The organism is Variovorax boronicumulans, assembly GCF_009811375.1.
GTDB lineage: Bacteria > Pseudomonadota > Gammaproteobacteria > Burkholderiales > Burkholderiaceae_C > Variovorax > Variovorax boronicumulans.
Genome location: NZ_BKDH01000001.1, coordinates 380,622 through 399,561, shown reverse-complemented (window position 1 = coordinate 399,561; position 18,940 = coordinate 380,622). Strand labels below are relative to the sequence as shown.

The 18,940-nt window shown below is 70.3% G+C and carries 10 protein-coding genes; 5 read left to right on the top strand and 5 right to left on the bottom strand.

The features are described from left to right. Positions 1-55: 55 nt before the first annotated feature. Complete coding sequence (locus tag VHAB30_RS01890) at positions 56-934, bottom strand: LysR family transcriptional regulator (protein ID WP_159275622.1); 879 nt, start codon at positions 932-934, stop codon at positions 56-58. A gap of 111 nt (positions 935-1,045) precedes the next feature. Between VHAB30_RS01890 and VHAB30_RS01885 the strand changes: the two genes are divergently transcribed. Then, on the top strand, positions 1,046-2,614 hold the full coding sequence (locus tag VHAB30_RS01885; protein WP_159275621.1) for an MFS transporter: 1,569 nt from the start codon (positions 1,046-1,048) through the stop codon (positions 2,612-2,614). 22 nt (positions 2,615-2,636) lie between these two features. Here VHAB30_RS01885 and VHAB30_RS01880 read toward each other — a convergent pair whose 3' ends face one another. The 4 genes from VHAB30_RS01880 to hemC are packed head-to-tail and all read right to left on the bottom strand — an operon-like array spanning position 2,637 to position 6,717. Then, the gene (locus VHAB30_RS01880; protein WP_159275620.1) at positions 2,637-3,923 is read right to left on the bottom strand and encodes a heme biosynthesis protein HemY; all 1,287 of its coding nucleotides are present in this window, start codon (positions 3,921-3,923) and stop codon (positions 2,637-2,639) included. 7 nt (positions 3,924-3,930) lie between these two features. Then, the gene (locus VHAB30_RS01875) at positions 3,931-5,025 is read right to left on the bottom strand and encodes a uroporphyrinogen-III C-methyltransferase (protein WP_095949583.1); all 1,095 of its coding nucleotides are present in this window, start codon (positions 5,023-5,025) and stop codon (positions 3,931-3,933) included. Beyond that, positions 5,022-5,792, bottom strand: a complete 771-nt coding sequence (locus VHAB30_RS01870; RefSeq protein WP_159275619.1) for a uroporphyrinogen-III synthase — start codon at positions 5,790-5,792, stop codon at positions 5,022-5,024. Before VHAB30_RS01870 ends, VHAB30_RS01875 begins: the two co-directional genes overlap by 4 nt. Before the next feature lie 19 nt (positions 5,793-5,811). Beyond that, positions 5,812-6,717 (bottom strand): hydroxymethylbilane synthase, encoded by a 906-nt coding sequence (gene hemC / locus VHAB30_RS01865; protein ID WP_235926390.1) that lies wholly within the window; start codon positions 6,715-6,717, stop codon positions 5,812-5,814. Positions 6,718-6,823: 106 nt separating this feature from the next. Here hemC and ppc point away from each other — a divergent pair, with 106 nt between their 5' ends. The 4 genes from ppc (at position 6,824) to VHAB30_RS01845 (ending at position 18,827) form a co-directional block, all read left to right on the top strand. Beyond that, positions 6,824-9,670: a phosphoenolpyruvate carboxylase gene (gene ppc, locus VHAB30_RS01860; protein ID WP_070062227.1), complete on the top strand. Its 2,847-nt coding sequence runs from the start codon at positions 6,824-6,826 to the stop codon at positions 9,668-9,670. 166 nt (positions 9,671-9,836) lie between these two features. Further along, positions 9,837-10,055 (top strand): hypothetical protein, encoded by a 219-nt coding sequence (locus tag VHAB30_RS01855; protein WP_062474298.1) that lies wholly within the window; start codon positions 9,837-9,839, stop codon positions 10,053-10,055. After that, positions 10,052-18,244: a GH36-type glycosyl hydrolase domain-containing protein gene (locus tag VHAB30_RS01850; RefSeq protein WP_159275617.1), complete on the top strand. Its 8,193-nt coding sequence runs from the start codon at positions 10,052-10,054 to the stop codon at positions 18,242-18,244. Before VHAB30_RS01855 ends, VHAB30_RS01850 begins: the two co-directional genes overlap by 4 nt. Positions 18,245-18,284: 40 nt before the next feature. Continuing rightward, entirely contained in the window at positions 18,285-18,827 is a 543-nt protein-coding gene (locus VHAB30_RS01845; protein ID WP_159275616.1) for a hypothetical protein, read from the top strand. Positions 18,828-18,940: the final 113 nt, after the last annotated feature.

Sequence of the window (18,940 nt, the reverse complement as noted above, 5' to 3'; positions counted from 1 at the left end):
CTCCCTCGCAAATGAAAACGGCGCCTTCGTGGCGCCGTTTTTTTTGCTTCGGAGTTCAGGCCTGCTGCGGCAGCGCCTCGACGCCGGGCAGGTCCGGCATCTCCAGGATCAGTTGCCCGAAGCGGCAGGCGCAGGGCGTCTTGCCGTTCTCGCTCCAGATCAACGAGAAGTTCACGCTCGGCAGCGGCGGCAGGCCGTAGCGGCCGTCGACGATCTTCATGCCCGGCTCCACCTCCTCGCGCGTGAGCACCGTCACCGCCAGCCCCGCCAGCACCGCCGCGCGAATGCCCTGCGGGCTGGCCGAGGTGAAGACCACGTGCCAGTCGAGCGGCGCGAGGTCGAGCGCCGACCCGGCCACCTGCCGGTTGACGCACGGCTTCGGAAAGAAGGCCAGCGGCAGCGATGCGCCCTTCGGCGCCTCGAAGGCCTCGGCCGCAGCCCAGACCAGTTGCGTGCGCCGCAGACAGGTGCCCTCCACCACGTCGGGCGGCGACATCACGACCGCGAGGTCGAGCTCGCCGGCGCGGATGGCCGCGCGCAAGTCGGTGTGCATGCTCACGCAGACCTCCATGCGCACGGCCGGGAACCCGCGCGCGAACTGCGAGAGCAGCGGCGGCAGGCGGTCGCCCATGAAGTTGTCCGGCACGCCGAAGCGCACCACGCCCGAGATCGGCGAGGGCTGGAAGCGCCGCGTCATCGCGTCGAGCGTGTCGAGGATCTGCGTCGCGTAGCGCAGGAAGTCTTCACCGTCCTCGGTCACCGTGAGGCGGCGCGTCGTGCGGTGCAACAGCGGCCGACCCACCTGCTCTTCCAGCTTGCGGATCTGGTGGCTGATGGCCGACTGGGTCAGGTGCAGGCGCTCGGCGGCGCGCGTGAAGCCGCCGGTTTCCTTGACGGCCACGAAGGCGCGCAACAGCGTGGGGTCGAAGTCCATGGGGAGTTTTGATCAATGATGTTTCCTAATGAATTCTAGGAAATCAAATCATTTCCATCATGAAGAGGGTTTCACCAGAATCGGCCGCTCTGCCTTTTTGGAAACCGCCCGATGTCCCTCTCCCCTGCCGGCAAGAACCGGATCGCCCTGTCCGCGGTCTGCCTGATTGCCTTGATGTTCGGCCTGGAAATCTCCAGCGTGCCGGTCATTCTTCCCACGCTCGAAAAATCACTGCACGGCGACTTCAGCGACATGCAGTGGATCATGAACGCCTACACCCTCGCCTGCACCACGGTCTTGATGGCGGCCGGCACCGTGGCCGACCGCTACGGCCGCAAGCGCGTGCTGATCGTCGGTGTGGTGCTGTTCGGCCTCACCTCGCTGGCGTGCGGCATCGCGGGCAACGCGCCGGTGCTGATCGTCAGCCGCTTCCTGCAGGGCCTGGCCGGCGGCGCGATGCTGATCTGCCAGCTCGCGGTGCTGTCGCACCAGTTCCAGGAAGGCAAGGAGCGCAGCAAGGCCTTCGCCATCTGGGGCGTGGTGTTCGGCATGGGACTGGGCTTCGGGCCGATCGTCGGCGGCGCGATCGTTGCGCTGTCGAGCTGGGAATGGGTGTTCCTGGTCCACGTGCCGCTGGCCGTGGTGGCGCTGGCACTGGTCCTGGGCAGCGTGGAAGAGTCCAGCGACCCCGACGCGAAGCGGCTCGACCTGCCGGGCATCGTCACGCTGTCGCTCGCGGTGTTCGGCCTGACCTACTTCATCACGCAGGGGCCGGGCCTCGGCTTCACGAGCCCCGTGGCCATCGGCATCCTCGTCGCGACGCTGGCCTGCTTCGCGGTCTTCGTGTGGGTGGAGAAGATCAACCCGCACCCGATGTTCGACTTCTCGGTCTTCCGCATCCGCAATTTCTCGGGCTCGATCGTCGGCTCCATCGGCATGAACTTCAGCTTCTGGCCGTTCATGATCTACCTGCCGATCTACTTCCAGAGCGGCCTGGGCTACGACGCCGTCACGGCCGGCTCGGCGCTGCTGGCCTACACGCTGCCCACGCTGGTGCTGCCGCCGCTGGCCGAGCGCCTGTCGATGCGCTACCGGCCCGGCGTGGTGATCCCGGCGGGGCTGTTCGTGATCGGGCTGGGCTTCGTCGCGATGCGCTGGGGCAGCGGCTTGGCAAATGCGAGCTGGCTCACGCTGCTGCCCGGCTGCCTGCTGGCCGGCATCGGGCTGGGGCTGACGAACACGCCCGTCACCAACACCACCACCGGCTCGGTGTCGAGCGCGCGCGCGGGCATGGCCTCGGGCATGGACATGAGCGCGCGGCTGATCACGCTGGCCATCAACATTGCGCTGATGGGGTTCCTGCTACTCGAAGGCATTCACGCGCACCTGAAGCAGACCTTGTCCGCGTCGCTCGATGCAGCGCAGCTGCGCGCGCTGGCAGAGAAAGTCGCGGCGGGCAGCTTCGCGTCGCTGCCCGAGCAGTTCCCGGCGCTGGCGCAGGCCGATCCGTCGGGCGCCGCCGTGCATGCGGCGCTGGTGCACAGCTTCGGCTGGGTGATGCTCTACGGCGGGATCGGGGTGTGGGTGCTGGCCGGTTTCAGCCTGCTGATCTTCGGCAATGGCAAGCCGTCGGTGCGAACGACGGGCCTGGCGACCGCCAAGGAATCCGCGTGCTCTTGAAGCCGGCGGACTGAGGCAACGCTCAGGGCGTGCTGTCGACCTGCGCCGCGCGCTTCCACGCGTCGGCCGCCTGCGCGTGGTCTTCGCGCGCCTCGGCCAGCTGGGCCAGCGCGAGCCAGGCGCGCCGGTAGAGGTCGGGGTCCTGCAGGCCCAGCCCGGCCTGCGTGAGCAGCTGCTGGGCCTTGCCCCAGAGCTGGCGCTTCATGCAGGCCATGCCGGCGAGGTACTGCAGGTTGGCGTCGCGCGGGTTGTTGCGCTGCGCGCTTTCGATGCGTGCGAGCCAGTCGGCGTCCACCGAATCGAGCCCCGCTTCGAGCGCGCGCGTGAGCTTCACGCGCAGCCCGTCGCCGAGGCCACGCGGGTTCGCCACCATGCGCTCCCAGGCCGGCAGCAGCCAGCCGCGTGCCAGCGCCAGGTCGCCACGCAGCGCGACCATGCGCTGGGCCGCGTGGATGGCCACCTCGGGCATCTGGCGTTCGGCGGAATCGAGTTCGGACCACGCACGCAGCAGCTGCGCCGGGTCGTGCGCACCGGTCAGCAGTTCGGTCGCGAGGCCGCGCACGATGCTTTGCGCCGCCGCGTCGGAGAAGGCGCGGTGCTTGGCCAGCAGGCGCGCGGTGTCGAGCGCCTCGACCGTGCGACGGTCCTGCCGCGCGGCCTTGAGGCGCAGCCGCAGCGCCAGCGTGCGGCGCTGCGCGCCCTGCGGCAGTTCTTCGAGCCGTGCGAGCGCGGCCGTCGGGTCGCGGTCGTCGAGCGCCCAGCGCGCGGCGCGCAGCTGCACGCCTTCACGGGTTTCAGGGCTCGCGAGCACGGTGCGGTCGGCGCTTTCGTTGAGGGCCTGCTGCAGATGCGCGTCGCGCGCGGCCTTGTCCTGCAGGGCCTGCGCGCTTTCAGCGGCCAGCAGGTGCGACAGCACGCGCACCTGCTGCGCCTGCGGCAGCTCGGCGCCGAGCGCGGCCAGTGTCTTTTCCTGCGTGAGCGCGGCCTGCGCAGCCTTGCGGGCGCGCGAGAAGCGGCCGGCGATCAGCTGCACCATGGCGTCGAGCAAGGCGGAGTGCAGCATGCGCTCCTTCTGCTGCAGCCGCCAGTGGCGCGCCTGCGTGGGCAGCGAGAACAGCGCCGCGAGTGCGCGCAACGCGACGTGCAGCAGCACGAAGGTCAGCAGCAGGATCACGAGCACGAGGTTCAGCGAGAGGTCGACCCGCCACGGCGGCCAGAACACGGTGATCGTGCCCTGGTTGTTGCCGGCGAACAGCGCCACCGCCGCAGCGACGGCGAACAGCGCGAGGAGCCAGATTGCGGCGCGCATGAACGGATCAGCGCCCTGCGGCCGCGGTGGTCAGCGCGGCCAGCGTGTCGTCGATGCGCACCGGCTCCGTGCTGCGCACGAGCTGCTGCAGTTGCTGCAGCTGCGTGGCCGCGGCCTGCGTGCGGCGCGAGGCCGGATCGAAATAGCGGTTGAGCGACGCGGTGACCTGGCCCAGTTCGCCACGCGCGGCATCCATCTGGCGCGACAGCAGCGACAGCCGCGCGTTGAGCAGCTTGAGCTTGAGGTTCTCGCGCAGGAAGTACGACTGCTCGGGCGCCAGCAGCACGGCTTCGGGGCTCTCGATGCGGCCCACGCGCACCAGCGAACGGGCCTCGCCGCGGATGGTCAGCAGCACACGCTGCCACCAGGGCGCATCAGCGGGAATGGGTTCGGGACGCCAGGCGTTGACGCCGTTGCCGCGAACGGCCACCGCATTGAGCGTGGGCAGGTCGTCCACGCTGCGCACCAGTTCGTCGAGCTTCTGCAGGGCTTCGGCGCTGTCGGTGCTGGCACTGCTGCGCAGGCGGTCGGCATCGCGCTGCATGGCGCGCTGCACGGGCGCCAGCCGCGGTTGCGCGGCGCGTGCGATGCGCAGGTCGCCGGCCTTGAGCGCGGCGAGCAGCGGCTCGAGGCTGCCCGTGACCTGCGCCTGCTGCAGCGCGAGGCGCACGGCGGATTCGATGTCGATCACCAGGTTCTCGTCGCGCGAACGCGAGAGGCTTTGAATGAGTTCTTCCAGCTGCGAGCGCTGCAGCGCGACTTCGGCCACGCGGGTCTCGATGAGCGCCACGCGGGCGGCGGCGTCGCGCACCGTGTCGCTGGCCTGGCGCGCCAGCGTGCGCGCTTCCATCGACTGGGCGGTGGCCTCGGCGCTCTGGCGCGCAAGCTGTTCCTTCATGCCGCCGACCTTCTGCCACAACGCGATGGTCGACAGCAGCGCGATCAGCGCCACGAGGGCCACGAGGCCCATGCCGATGCGTGCCAGCAGGGTGGCCGCGGCCGCCTGGGCGGCGGGCGTCTGGTGCGGCGCCACCGTGGCGGGCACCTGCACCGGGGCGGCGGAAGGGGGAGAAAGGTCGTCGGACGGGGACGCGGCGCTCATGCGAAGGATTCTATCGACGCGATCAGCGCTTCCCGCAGGGGTGTGCAGACACGCAACGCCCCGAAACCCGCGGCCTGCGCGGCTTCGCCGATGCGTGCATGGGTGGCGATGGCGCGCGCCGCCTGCCACGAGGTGCCCGGCATGGCGCGCTGCAGGTTGCCGATGGCTTCCGAGCTGCTGAAGAGCCAGATGCCGTGCCCGCCTGCGGCTTCGGTCGCGATGCGGCGCTGCGCCTCGTCGAGCGCGGGCGCCAGGCGCCGGTAGGCCACGACGGTGTCGCGCACGCCGCCGGCGGCGTCGATCTCGCGGGCCAGCCATTGGCGACCGGCCGGTTGGCCGGCTTCGTCGCCGCCGCGCACGATGAGCACGCGCACGCCCGGCGACACCTGCCCGTGGGCCAGCGCCCACAGCGCCTCGGAGTCGAAGCGCGTGGCGCCGGGTGGCGGTGCGTCGATGGCGGCGGGCGGCACGCCGGCGCGCAGCAGTGCACGCTCGGTGCCGGGGCCGGTGGCCCAGAAGCGGCAACCGGCGAGGGTGGAGGTGCCCCGGTGCTGGAAGAAGTGATCGACGGCGGTGGCGCTCACGAACATCAGCGCCGCGTAGTCCGCGAGCCGCGCCCACGCGGCGCGCAGCGGTTCGACGTCGAGCGCGGGCGCGATGGCGATCAGCGGCAGCGCCACGGCCTCGAGACCGGCCGACTGGAAATCGCGAACCCACGCCGCCGCTTCGTGCGCCGGCCGCGTGACGATGACAGGCCCCGCGCGCATCGCTCGGCGCCCACCGTGATCAGTGGGCACCGGCGTCGCGCAGCAGCCCGGCGGCGTGCTGGCCGAGGGCATCGGCCCCCGCGAAGTCGCCGGCCTCGGCCTGCGCATGCACGCGCACCAGCGGCGCATCGCCTTCCGGGTCGCCCCAGGCGGCGTCGATGCGCAACGTGCCGTCGGCCTGTCGGCGCGCATGGGCCGCGAGCGGCATGGAGCAGCTGCCGCCCATCGCGCGGCTCACGGCGCGCTCGGCGGTGGTGCTGAGCCAGTCGCCCTTGTGGGCCAGCGGTGCCAGCAGGTCGATGAGGTCTTGCCGGTCGGCGCGCACCTCGATGCCGAGGGCGCCCTGCCCTGCGGCGGGCAGCATGGTGTCGGGGTCGAAGGCGACGCGGATGCGGTCTTCGAGGCCCAGCCGCTTGAGCCCGGCCGCCGCCAGCACGATGGCGTCGTAGTGGCCTTCGTCGAGCTTGCGCAGGCGGGTGTCGAGGTTGCCGCGCAGCGGTTCGATGCGCAGGTCGGGCCGCTGCGCGCGCAGCAGCACCACGCGGCGCAGGCTGGAGGTGCCGACCACCGCGCCCTGCGGCAGCTCGTCGAGCGAGGCGTAGCGCGGCGACACCAGCGCGTCGCGCGGGTCTTCACGCTCCAGCACGCAGGCCAGCGTGAAGCCCTCGGGCAGCTCCATCGGCACATCCTTGAGCGAATGCACAGCGATGTCGGCGCGCCCGTCTTCGAGCGCGGCTTCGAGTTCCTTGACGAAGAGGCCCTTGCCGCCGACCTTGCTCAGCGTGCGGTCCAGGATCTGGTCACCACGGGTCGTCATGCCCAGCAGGCTGACCGTGTGGCCTCGTTCTTGCAAAAGCGTTTGCACGTGTTCGGCCTGCCACAGGGCCAGCCGGCTTTCGCGCGTGGCGATCACGATGTTGCTCAAGATCGCTCCCAAAAAAGTACATGGTTTCTGACCTCTGGAATGCTAGCATGTTGCGCCGCAGCAACGGAGGCGGCGCGTCCATTCAAGTCCCCAGGAACAACATCGAATGAAAGCCAGCAAGACTCCTGCATCTCCCGCCAAGCGCCGCCAGACCGAAGACCAGCCATTGATCGACGACATCCGGCTGTTGGGCCGAATCCTCGGCGACGTGATCCGGGAGCAGGAGGGCGACGAAACCTACGCGCTGGTCGAGAAGATCCGCACCCTGTCGGTGTCGTTCCGACGCGACGCCGACCATGCCGCCGACCGCGCGCTGAAGAACCTGCTCAAGGGCCTGAGCGCCGCCGAAACGGTGCGCGTGATCCGCGCCTTCACCTACTTCAGCCACCTGGCCAACCTGGCCGAAGACCGCCACCAGATCCGCCGCCGCACCGAGGCCGAGCGCGAAGGCGTGCAGGCCGACGGCGACCTGCAGACCGCCCTGGCCCGCATCCGCAAGGCCGGCATCAAGCCCGACGAGATCGTCGCCTCGCTGGCCCACAGCTACGTGTCGCCCGTGCTCACGGCGCACCCGACCGAAGTGCAGCGCAAGAGCATCCTCGACGCCGAGCGCGCCATCGCCCTGCTGCTGACCACGCGCGACGAGATCAAGCTGCGCCAGAACGCCTATGCGGGCGGAAAAGACGCGCTCTCGCCCATCGAACTGGCTGACAACGAAACCCAGGTGCGCATCCGCGTCACGCAGATCTGGCAGACGCGCATCCTGCGTTTCTCCAAGCTCACGGTGGCCGACGAGATCGAGAACGCGCTGAGCTACTACGAAGCCACCTTCCTGCGCGAAATTCCGCGCGTGTACGCCGACCTCGAGAAGGCGCTGGTGCAAGGCGGGCAGACGCCCTCGGTCGCGCCCTTCCTGCGCATGGGCCAGTGGATCGGCGGCGACCGCGACGGCAACCCCAACGTCACGGCCGAGACGCTCGAGTACGCGCTGAGCCGCCAGTCGGAACTCGCGCTGCGCCACTACCTCACCGAGGTGCACTACCTGGGCGGCGAGCTGTCGCTGTCGGCCACGCTGGTCGATGTGTCGGTCGAGATGCAGGCGCTGGCCGAGCGCTCGCCCGACACCAATGAGCACCGCAAGGACGAGCCCTACCGCCGCGCCCTCACCGGCGTGTACGCGCGCCTGGCCGCCACGCTGCGCGAACTCAGCGGCGGCGAGGCCGCGCGCCATGCGGTCGCGCCGCAGAACCCGTATGCGAATGCCGAAGAATTCCTGGCCGAGCTGCGCACCATCGAGGAGTCGCTGGTCGAGAAGCACGGCACCGTGCTCGCGGCGCCGCGCCTGCGCCCGCTGATCCGCGCGGTGGAAGTGTTCGGCTTCCACCTGGCCACGGTCGACCTGCGCCAGAGCTCCGACAAGCACGAGGCCGTGATCGCCGAGCTGCTGGCCACCGCGCGCATCGAGCCCTCGTATGCGTCGCTGGCCGAAGAGGCCAAGCAGACGCTGCTGCTCAAGCTGCTCGACGACGCGCGTCCGCTGCGCGTGCCCGATGCCGACTACTCGCCGCTCGCCCGAAGCGAGCTGGCCATCTTCGCGGCCGCACGCACCGCGCGTGCGCGCTACGGCGCGGCGGCCATCCGCCACTACATCATCAGCCACACCGAAACGGTGAGCGACCTGCTCGAGGCGCTGCTGCTGCAGAAGGAAGTGGGCCTGCTGCGCGGCGCGATGGACAGCAACGCGACCTGCGACCTGATCGTGGTGCCTCTGTTCGAAACCATCGAAGACCTGCGCAACGCCGCGCCCATCGTGCGTGCCTTCTACGCGCTGCCGAACATCCAGGCGCTCATCGAACGCTCGGGCGCCGAGCAGGACGTGATGCTGGGCTACTCCGACAGCAACAAGGACGGCGGCATCTTCACCAGCAACTGGGAGCTGTACCGCGCGGGCATCGCGCTGGTGTCGCTGTTCGACGAGCTGAACAAGAAGAAAAAGAACCCGATCCGCCTGCGCATGTTCCACGGCCGCGGCGGCACGGTGGGACGCGGCGGCGGCCCGAGCTACCAGGCCATCCTGGCGCAGCCGCCCGGCACGGTGCGCGGCCAGATCCGCCTCACCGAGCAGGGCGAAGTGATCGGCTCGAAGTACGCCAACCGCGAGATCGGCCGGCGCAACCTGGAGACGCTGGTGGCCGCCACGCTCGAAGCGACTCTGCTTCCGCAGGGCAAGTCGGCGCCCGCGAACTTCCTCTCGGCCGCGGGCGAACTCTCGACCGCGAGCATGGCCGCGTACCGCAAGCTGGTGTACGAGACCCCGGGCTTCGGCGACTACTTCTTCGGCTCCACGCCGATCCGCGAGATCGCCGAACTCAACATCGGCTCGCGCCCCGCCTCGCGCAACCCGAGCCACAAGATCGACGACCTGCGCGCCGTGCCCTGGAGCTTCAGCTGGGGCCAGTGCCGCCTCACGCTGCCGGGCTGGTTCGGCTTCGGCTCGGGCGTGGAGCAGTTCCTGGCCGCCGCCGGCACCGCCGCGGGCAAGAAGGAACGCCAGGCGCTGCTGCAGCGCATGTACGCGCAGTGGCCGTTCTTTCGCACGCTGCTGTCGAACATGGACATGGTGCTGGCCAAGAGCGACCTCGCGCTGGCTTCGCGCTATGCCGAGCTGGTCACCGACCGCAAGCTGCGCCAGAAGGTGTTCTCGATGATCGAGGCCGAGTGGCAACGCACCTCGGATGCGCTCACGCTCATCACGGGCGCCAAGCAGCGGCTCGAGGGCAATGCCGAGATGCAGCGCTCGGTGCGCCACCGCTTCCCGTACATCGACCCGCTGCACCACCTGCAGGTCGAGCTGATGCGGCGTTATCGCGCGGGCGACGGCGGCGAGCGGCTGCAGCGCGGCATCCACATCTCGATCAACGGGGTGGCGGCGGGGCTGCGCAACACGGGCTAACCTGCACACAGCCTCCACGGACAAAGGGCGCCTTGTGCGCCCTTTCCTACGTGCGCTGTCGGCAATGAGGTACCTGTAAGGTCATTTAAAAGGGTACGGTCGGGACACGTTCACAGTTCTCGCAATCGCGCGGCAGCTCGAAGTCGTTTCACAGGAGCCCGTTGCAATGTCCGTCCCGCAGTCCCTTTCCCATTCTCAGATCGATTTCGTCGGCAGCGATTTCGAGGCCCTGGCTTCCCACATGCACCACTGTGCACGTGCCCACGGGCGATGGTTCTCGCTGCGAAGCCACATGCAACGTGTGCGCGCGCTCGCTGCGGGTCGCATTGTCACGATGGCCTGCGTGGCCGTGGTTCTGGGCATCGGCCTGTTCGCGGTCACTTGAGCGCCGCTGCCGTCGTCGACCGCCTCCAAGGGCTCAGTCACTACGCCCGGACCCTTCTGCTCGGTCCGCACGACCCGGTAGCCCTCCCGATCCGCGCCGAACTCTTCGGTGCCCAACGTTTCGAACAGCACGGCCACAGCCTGGCCCGTGCCCAGGTGGTGGAAGACGAGCACCACCGCGCGCGCGAAGGCGCGCCCTTCTTTCCGCGGGTCGACGAGAACCTCGAGTCGCTGCGCGCCGCCTTCGACTACATCGCGCTGATCTCGCTGAGCGGGCGCTATGTATCGCCGGCAGCCGAATGGCTGCTCGACAACTTCCACCTCGTCGAGGCGCAGCTCCAGCAGATCCATGACGGCGTGCCGCGCAGCTACTACGCGCGCCTGCCCAAGCTCGTCACGCCGCCGCTGGCAGGGCTGCCGCGCGTGTACGGCATTGCGTGGGCCTATGTGGCGCACACCGACAGCGTGCTCAACAAGACGCTGTTCACGGCCTTCCTCAACGCGTATCAAGATATCGACGAGCTCATGCTCGGCGAGCTGTGGGCGCTGCCCACCACCCTGCGCGTGGTGCTGCTCGAAAACCTGCGCCGCGTGGCCGAGCGCATCGCCGAGAACAAGGTCGCGCGCGAGATCGCGCATGCGGCCTGGGACGCGGCGCCGCACCTCTCGGTGCAAGACCTCGACGTGCTGTACCGCGCACTGCAAAGCCACGGCCTGCAGGACAGCTACCTCACGCAGCTGTGGCAGCGCCTGCCCGTCGAGCACGGCGACGACATGCCCGCGCTGGTGCGCTGGACCGAACAGCACTGTCCCAACGGCCCGGCGCTGATCGGCGACGCGCAGAACGCGCAGGCCGCGGCCAACCTCACGGTCGGCAACATCATCACGACCCTGCGCATGATCGGCCAGGTCGAATGGAGCGACCTCATCGAGCCGGTGAGCCGCTCGCTGCGCGTGCTGCGCGAACTGCCGAGCTTTGCGAACGAGAGCGAACTCACGCGCCAGCAGATCACGCATGCGATGGAGCAGGTGGCGCGCAGCACCGAACGGCCCGAGCGCGAAGTGGCGCAGGCCGTGGTCACGCTGGCATCGGGCGCGCCGGCCGACGAAGCCGGTGCCGAGACCGACCGTGCCGACGGCACTGCGGGCTATTACCTCTTCGGCCAGGGCCGGCCCGCGCTGATCGCATCGCTGCAGGCGAACGCAGCGCCGGGCCAAGCTGCACGCACTGCGAGCGCGCGGCCCGCACGCAGCCATCGCGGCTGGCGCCTGCCCGTCTACGTGGGGTCCGTCGCCCTCGGCACCGCGCTGCTGCTGGCCGCCGTGCTGCACGGTCTGCCGCATCGCGGCGACTGGACCACGGTCGCGGCGTTGCTGCTGCTCGCGTGGCCGCTGTCCGAGGCGCTGATTGCACTGGCGCAACGCATCATGGCGGAGTCGGTGCGGGTGCAGGCCCTGCCACGCCTCGATTTTGCGAACGGCATTCCCGAGCGGCACCGCGCGCTCGTCGTCATGCCCACGATGCTGGGTTCGACCGCGAACAACGCCAAACTCGCGCACCGGCTCGAACTGCATTGGCTCGCCAACCGCGAGGCGCACGCGCAGTTCGCGCTGCTGACCGACTGGGCCGACGCGTCGCAAGCCGCGATGCCCGACGACGCGCCCTTGCTCGATGACGCCCAGCAACGCATCGCCGCACTCAACGCCAAGTACCCGCCGGCCGACGGCGCCGCGCCGCGCTTCCTGCTGCTGCACCGTCCGCGCAGCTGGAGCGAGACCGAGCAGCGCTGGATGGGCTGGGAGCGCAAGCGCGGCAAGCTCGAAATGCTGATGCGCCTGCTGGCCAGCGGCGACGCCAGCGGCTTTCTGCCGCTCGCACCGGGCCGGCAGCTCGCGCCCGGCCGCACGCCCTATGTGCTGACGCTGGACAGCGACACGGGCCTGCCGCCCGGCGCGCTGCGCGACCTCGTGTCCATTGCCGCGCATCCGCTGAACGCGCCCGAGATCGACATGCCGAGCCGGCGCGTGGTCGCGGGCTTCGGCATCCTGCAGCCGCGCATCGTCACGCCGTTCCCGATGCGCAGCGAGCGCTCGTTCTTCCACTGGGTGTTCGCCGGGCAGTGCGGGCTCGACCCGTACGGCAGCGGCGCGTCCGACATCTACCAGGACGTGTTCGGCAGCGGCTCCTTCACCGGCAAGGGCTTGCTCAACGTGCGCGCGGTGCACGCCACGCTGAACGACCGCCTGCCCGACAGCGCCGTGCTGAGCCACGACCTGCTCGAAGGCAGCGTCGCGCGCTGCGCGATGGTCAGCGACGTGGTGCTGGTCGAAGACCATCCGCACCATGCCGGCGTGGCCGCCTCGCGCGTGCACCGCTGGGTGCGCGGCGACTGGCAGCTGCTGCCGCTGATGTGGCGCGCGCGCCGCTTCGGCATCGACGCGCTGGGCCTGTGGAAGATGAGCGACAACCTGCGCCGCTCGCTGGTGGTGCCGGCGTCTTTCGCGCTGCTGGTGCTGGTGATCTTCACGCAGGCCATGCCGCTCGGCTGGGCGCTGGCGGCCGTCGGCGCGGCGCTCACACTGGGCCCGTTGCTGGGCGCGCTGGCCGGCCTGGTGCCGACACGGCGCGCCATCGAGCTGCGCCATTTCTTCGATGTGGGCGCGGTCGAGCTGCTGCGCGCCCTGGCCGGTGCGGCCTGGCAGTTCGTGCAGCTGGCAGCACAGACGCGCCTGCTCCTCGACGCGGCCTTCCTCGCCACCTGGCGGCTGGTCGTGAGTCGCAGGCACCTGCTGCAGTGGACGACGGCCGACCAGGCGCAGGCGCAATCGAGCCAGCGCCTGAAACCCTTCGTGCGCAGCGCGGCCCTCAGCAGCGCGGTGTGCCTGGTGCTGGCCGTGCTCGCCAACTGGAGCGCCTGGCCGGTGCTCGGCCCCCTGCTCTTCGTGCTGTGGTCGCTGGCGCCCATTGCGGCCTGGTGGGGCAGCCGTGTCGACGCACACGCCGAAGACCCGCTCGCGCCCGCGCAGCACAGCTACCTCGAGACGCTGGCGCACGACACCTGGCGCTTCTTCGAGCACGTGGTCGGCCCGGACGACCACCACCTGCCGCCCGACAACCTGCAGCTCGAGCCGCAGCCGACCCTCGCGCACCGCACCTCGCCGACCAACATCGGCATGTACCTGCTGGCCACCTGTTGCGCGCGCGAGTTCGGATGGATCGACACACAAGCCCTGCTGGCGCGCCTCACGGCCACGCTCGACACCGTCGACCGCATGCACAAGCACAACGGCCACCTGTTCAACTGGTACGACACGCAGACGCTCAAGCCGCTGCCGCCGGACTATGTGTCCAGCGTGGACAGCGGCAACTTCGCGGGCCACCTCGTGGCCGTGGCGCAGGCCTGCCGCGCCTTCGCAGCGGACGCAAGCTGCCAGAGCCATGAAGCCCCCGCGCTGGAAGCACTGGCCCGACGCTGCGGCGCGCTGCACGACGGCATGGATTTCAGCGGCCTCTACGACGCCAAGCGCCACCTGTTCCACATCGGCCTGCGCGTCGAAGAGAACGTGCTCGACGCGAGCTACTACGACCTGCTGGCCTCCGAGTCGCGCCTGCTGAGCTTCCTGGCGATTGCCAAGGGCGACGTGCCGCGCCGCCACTGGATGGCGCTGGGCCGCCCGTTCCTTCTGGTGGGCTTCCAGCCCAGCCTGAAGTCGTGGTCGGGCTCGATGTTCGAGTACCTCATGCCCGCGCTCGTGATGACCGAGCCCACCGACGGCCTGCTGCAGGTCGCCAACGCCGCGGCCATCGCCGAACAACAGGCCTTCGGCCGCGCGCAGAACATGCCGTGGGGCGTGTCCGAGTCGGCCTACTTCGCGCAAGACCATTCGCTGGCGTACCAGTACTCGCCCTTCGGCGTGCCGCGCCTGGCGCTGCGGCGCACGCCGCCGACCGACCGCGTGGTGGCGCCCTACGCCAGCCTGATGGCCGCACCGTTCGCGCCCGAAGCGGCGGTGCGCAACCTCGAGTTGCTCGAATCGCTCGGCGCGCGCGGCGAGTTCGGTTTTCACGACGCGATCGACTTCACCACCTCGCGCCAGGCCGAGGGCCAGGACTTCACCGTGGTGCGCAACTTCATGGCACACCACCAGGGCATGTCGCTGGTGGCGCTGTGCAACGTGCTGCGCGACGACGCGCCGCGCCGCTGGTTCGGCAGCGCCGCGCTGGTGCAGGCGCACGAGTCGCTGCTGCACGAGCGCACGCCGCGCCAGATCATCGGCAGCGCCGACCCGCGCACGCCGCCCGAGCCCAGCCAGGCCGAGCTGGCGCCGCTGTTCCAGCCGCGCGTGGTCGATCCGACGGGGCCGGGCTTCCAGCCCACGCACCTGCTGTCGAACGGCCGCTACACGGTGGCGCTGCGGGCCAACGGCGCGGGCGTGAGCCGCTGGCGTTCGTTCAACGTGACGCGCTGGCGCGACGATCCGCTGCGCGACAGCTACGGCACCTTCTTCTATGTGCGCGATATCGAAAGAGACGGAGGGCAAGCCGAGCTCACCTCGCTCACCGCCCTGCCCGCGCCCGGCGCCGACTGGCACTACCGCACCCGCTTCCTGGCCGACCAGGTGCAGTTCGATGCGACCGGCCCCGGCCTGCAGGTGCGCACCACGGTGCTGATCAGCCCCGAGGACGACACCGAGCTGCGCCACATCACGCTGCACAACTCGGGCGACGAAACGCGCACGCTCGAACTCATCTCGTACTTCGAGCCGGTGCTGTCGAACCCCAAGGCCGACGAGGCACATCCGGCCTTCGCCAACCTGTTCGTCGAATCGCGCTGGGAGCCCACGTGGCGCGCGCTGCTGCTGTCGCGCAAGCCGCGCCTGCATGGCGATGCGGTGGTGGCCGCGGTGCACTTCGTGGCCTCGGTCGATGCCCACGTGCTGTCGATCGACTGCATGACCGACCGGCGCGCCTTCATCGGCCGCAACCGCACGCTGGCCGCCCCTGCGCTCGACAGGCAACCGCTCACGGCCCAGGGCAAGCCGGTGAACGGCCTGGACCCCATCGCCTGCCTGCGCGTGCGCCTGTCGATCGCGCCGGGCACCACCGCGCGCCTGAGCTTCGCCACCGCCGCCGACGAGAGCATCGAGGCGCTGATGCCCTGCATCGACCGCTACCTGCAGCCCATGCACGTGGAGCGCGCCACCCGCATGGCGGCCACGCTGGCGCAGGTGCGGCTGCGCGACCTGAGCATCGCGCCCGCGCAGAACCTGGCGCTGCAGGACCTGACGACCATCCTCACCTACACCACGCCCCGCGTGATGAGCGACCGCGGGCTGATCGACCTGCGCCAGATCTGGCGCTTCGGCATCTCGGGCGACAAGCCCATCGTGCTCGTGTACATCCACTCGATGAACGGCATGGGCCTCATCAACACGCTGCTGCGCGCGCAGCCGTGGTGGGGCTTCGGCGGCGTGGCCTGCGACCTGGTGGTGCTCAACAGCGAACCGAATTCGTACCTCATGCCGCTGCAGCGCGAGATCGAGATGCTGCGCACGCGCGTCGCACAGCAGACGCAGAACAGCTTTCCGCGCAACGACACCGCCGGCTTCTACCTGCTGCGCGACCAGGACGTGGTGCCGTCGGAAAAGGCCGCGCTCTCCAGCCTGGCACGCGTGGTGTTCACGGCCGACGGCCGCGCGCTCGAAGTGCAGGTGGCGGCGTTGCATGAGGCACGCAGCCCGACGATCGCCGACGACAGCAGCGCACCGATTCAACACCGCACGCCGCTGTTGAGCCGGCAGGCAGCCTCGCCGGCCCACACGGCCCCCACTGGCGACTTCGACGCCGAGAGCGGGGAGTTCCGCTTCGAGGTCGGCCCCGACCGCCGCACGCCGCGCCCGTGGATCAACGTGATCGCCAACGCCACCTTCGGCTTCCAGGTGTCCGAATGGGGCACCGGCTACACCTGGGCCGGCAACAGCCGCATGCACCAGGTCACGCCGTGGTCGAACGACCCGGTGCAGGACCCGGCCTTCGAGCACTACCTGCTGCAGGACGTGGCGACGCGCGAGATGCTGCCGCTCACGCCCGCCGGTGGCAGCGATGGCGCCACCCGCCACCGCGTGCGGCACGGCCAGGGCTACACCGTCTTCGAGTGCCGCCACGGCGACCTCGCATTCGAAACCACCTTCTTCGCGGACCGCGACGAGGCCGTCAAGCTGGTGCATGTGCGCGTGCGCAATGAAGGCGCCGGCCAGCGCCGCCTGCGCGCGCTCGCGATGGTCGAGTGGCAACTGGGCGCCGCGCGCGGCGAACGGCGCACCGTGCATTGCTGGAAGCCCGAAGACCAGCCGGCCGTGTTCGGCCAGCAGCGCGAATCGAGCGCGGGCTTCGGCGGCAGCGCGGCCTTCCTGCTGCTCGCCGGCCTGCAGAGCGCGACCACCGGGGCCACGCAATGGACCTGCGACCGCAGCGAATTCTTCGCCGGCCGCGGCATCGTCGAAGTGCCCGACACGCTGGCGCGGCGCGCGGGCAGCGGGCTCGATGCCTGCGCGGCGATTGGCGGTGAGTTTGTCGTGGCGGCGGGCGAGACCGCGCGCTTCAGCTTCGTGCTGGGCCACGCGGGCAATGCCGACACGGCGCTCGAGCTTGCGCGCCGCTGGCGGCAGCGCGACGTGCCCGAGGCGCTGGCGCAGGTGCGCGGCTTCTGGGACGAGCTGCTGGGCCGCCTGCAGGTGCGCACGCCCGACCCGCTGTTCGACGCGCTGGTCAACCGCTGGCTCGTGTACCAGACGCTGGCCTGCCGGCTCTGGTCGAAGGCCGGCTTCTACCAGGCCGGCGGTGCCTTCGGTTTCCGCGACCAGCTGCAGGACGCGATGGCCTTCGCGCTCACCGACCCGCCGCGCCTGCGCGCACAGATCCTCGTGAACGCGGCGCGCCAGTTCCCCGAAGGCGACGTGCAGCACTGGTGGCACATGCCCGGCGGCGCCGGCGTGCGCACGCATTTCTCGGACGACCTGCTGTGGCTGCCCTACGCGTCGGCGCACTACGTCGAGGTGACGGGCGACGCCTCGCTGCTCGACGAGATGGTCGGCTTCATCGAAGGCCCCGGCATTCCCGAGGGCGCCGAAGACGCCTACTACGCGCCGCAGAACAGCGGCCGCATGGCCACCGTGTTCGACCATGGCGCGCGCGCCATCGACCGCAGCCTGAAGACCGGCGTGCACGGCCTGCCGCTGATGGGCACCGGCGACTGGAACGACGGCATGAACCGCGTCGGCCATGAAGGCCGTGGCGAATCGGTGTGGCTCGCGTGGTTCCTGTGCAGCGTGGTCGAGCGCTTCGCGCCCATCGCGCAGGCGCGCGGCGAACACGAACGCGCCGCGCGCTGGACCGAAGCGCGCACGGGCTGGATCGCCGCACTGCACGACGCCGGCTGGGACGGCGCCTGGTTCCGCCGCGCCTTCTTCGACAACGGCGCGCCGCTGGGCTCGTCGATCAACAGCGAGTGCCGCATCGACCTGATCGCACAGGCCTGGTCGGTGCTGTCGGGCGCCTCGGACGCGGCCCACACCGGCCCGGCCATGGCCGCCGTCCAGAAGCACCTGCACGACGAGCCGGCCGGCCTGCTGCGGCTGCTGGCGCCGCCGTTTGCCCAGTCGACCCCCAACCCGGGCTACATCCAGGCCTACCCGCCGGGCGTGCGCGAGAACGGCGGCCAGTACTCGCACGGCGCCGTGTGGGCGCTGATGGCGCAGGCGCTGCAGGGCGACCATGAAGCGGCCTGGCAGAGCTTCGAGGGCCTGAGCCCAGCCCACCGTTCGCAGCACCCCGTGCGCGGCCCGGTCTACGAGCTGGAGCCCTATGTGATGGCGGGCGACGTCTACGGCGCCGCGCCCTATGTGGGCCGGGGCGGCTGGAGCTGGTACACCGGCTCGGCCGCGTGGCTGCACCGCGCGGCGGTCGAGACCTTGCTGGGCCTGAACGTGAAGGGCAGGCAGCTGTCGATGACGCCGCATGTGCCTGCGCACTGGCCGGGCTTCGAGCTCGCGCTGCGGCTCGGCCAGCACCGGCTCACGCTGCAGTGGGGCACCGTCGAAGGCGCCACCGCGCCCACGCACCATGTGGCGATGGGCGAATGGATCGACTGGCAGGCGCTGCCGGCGGATGCGGTGCTGCGGGTAGGGTAAGGTCCGAAGCCGCTTTCACCCCCCGCCCCGCCGCGCATTCATGACCAAAATCCAGTTCCGCCGACGCGTCATCGTCCTGATCCTCCTGTGCGTGGCCGTGGGCGGCGGCATCGTGCGGCACTACGCGGCGCCCGGCACCACCACGCGCGACATCGCCACGCTGCTGATGGTGCTGTGGGTGCCGATCATCGGCAACGTGATCGGGTGGCTCATCGGCAAGCTGCCGCGCCGCACGCCGAAGCAGGCGCCGCCCGCGGGCTTCGACGCGCTGCCCGAGTTCACGCCGCACCTGGCCGTGGAACTCACCTTCCGCCGCCCCTCGGTGCCGGCGCAGGACGTGCCGCTAGGCCCCGGCGAATACCGGGGCGCGCTGGTGCTCGACAAAGAAGGCTTCTCGGCGCGCTGGCGCGTGCCGCAGGGCGAATCGCTGGTGCGCGGCACGCCCATCGCGCTCGACATCGAATTCCTCTCGCCGGCCGTCGCGCAGCCGAAGTTTCCGCAGGGCACGGCCTTCCGCGTGCTGGTCGACGAGGCGTTCGTGGCCGATGGACGGGCGCTCGAGTTGCGCCCCGCCCACACTTAATCTCGGCAACTCAAAAAGACGGTGATGGCGAAAGGCGCCATTGCCGCATCCCCGGATGGCTGCAGTCACCAAAGGGGTCGATTGTTCGCCGCAGGGAAACTGTCTACTGCTCC

Excerpts from the sequence above, each read along its gene's own strand:
- VHAB30_RS01890 (WP_159275622.1), bottom strand. The coding sequence starts at position 934 with ATGGACTTCGACCCCACGCTGTTGCGCGCCTTCGTGGCCGTCAAGGAA.
- VHAB30_RS01885 (WP_159275621.1), top strand. The coding sequence starts at position 1,046 with ATGTCCCTCTCCCCTGCCGGCAAGAACCGGATCGCCCTGTCCGCGGTC.
- VHAB30_RS01880 (WP_159275620.1), bottom strand. The coding sequence starts at position 3,923 with ATGCGCGCCGCAATCTGGCTCCTCGCGCTGTTCGCCGTCGCTGCGGCG.
- VHAB30_RS01875 (WP_095949583.1), bottom strand. The coding sequence starts at position 5,025 with ATGAGCGCCGCGTCCCCGTCCGACGACCTTTCTCCCCCTTCCGCCGCC.
- VHAB30_RS01870 (WP_159275619.1), bottom strand. The coding sequence starts at position 5,792 with ATGCGCGCGGGGCCTGTCATCGTCACGCGGCCGGCGCACGAAGCGGCG.
- ppc (WP_070062227.1), top strand. The coding sequence starts at position 6,824 with ATGAAAGCCAGCAAGACTCCTGCATCTCCCGCCAAGCGCCGCCAGACC.
- VHAB30_RS01855 (WP_062474298.1), top strand. The coding sequence starts at position 9,837 with ATGTCCGTCCCGCAGTCCCTTTCCCATTCTCAGATCGATTTCGTCGGC.
- VHAB30_RS01845 (WP_159275616.1), top strand. The coding sequence starts at position 18,285 with ATGACCAAAATCCAGTTCCGCCGACGCGTCATCGTCCTGATCCTCCTG.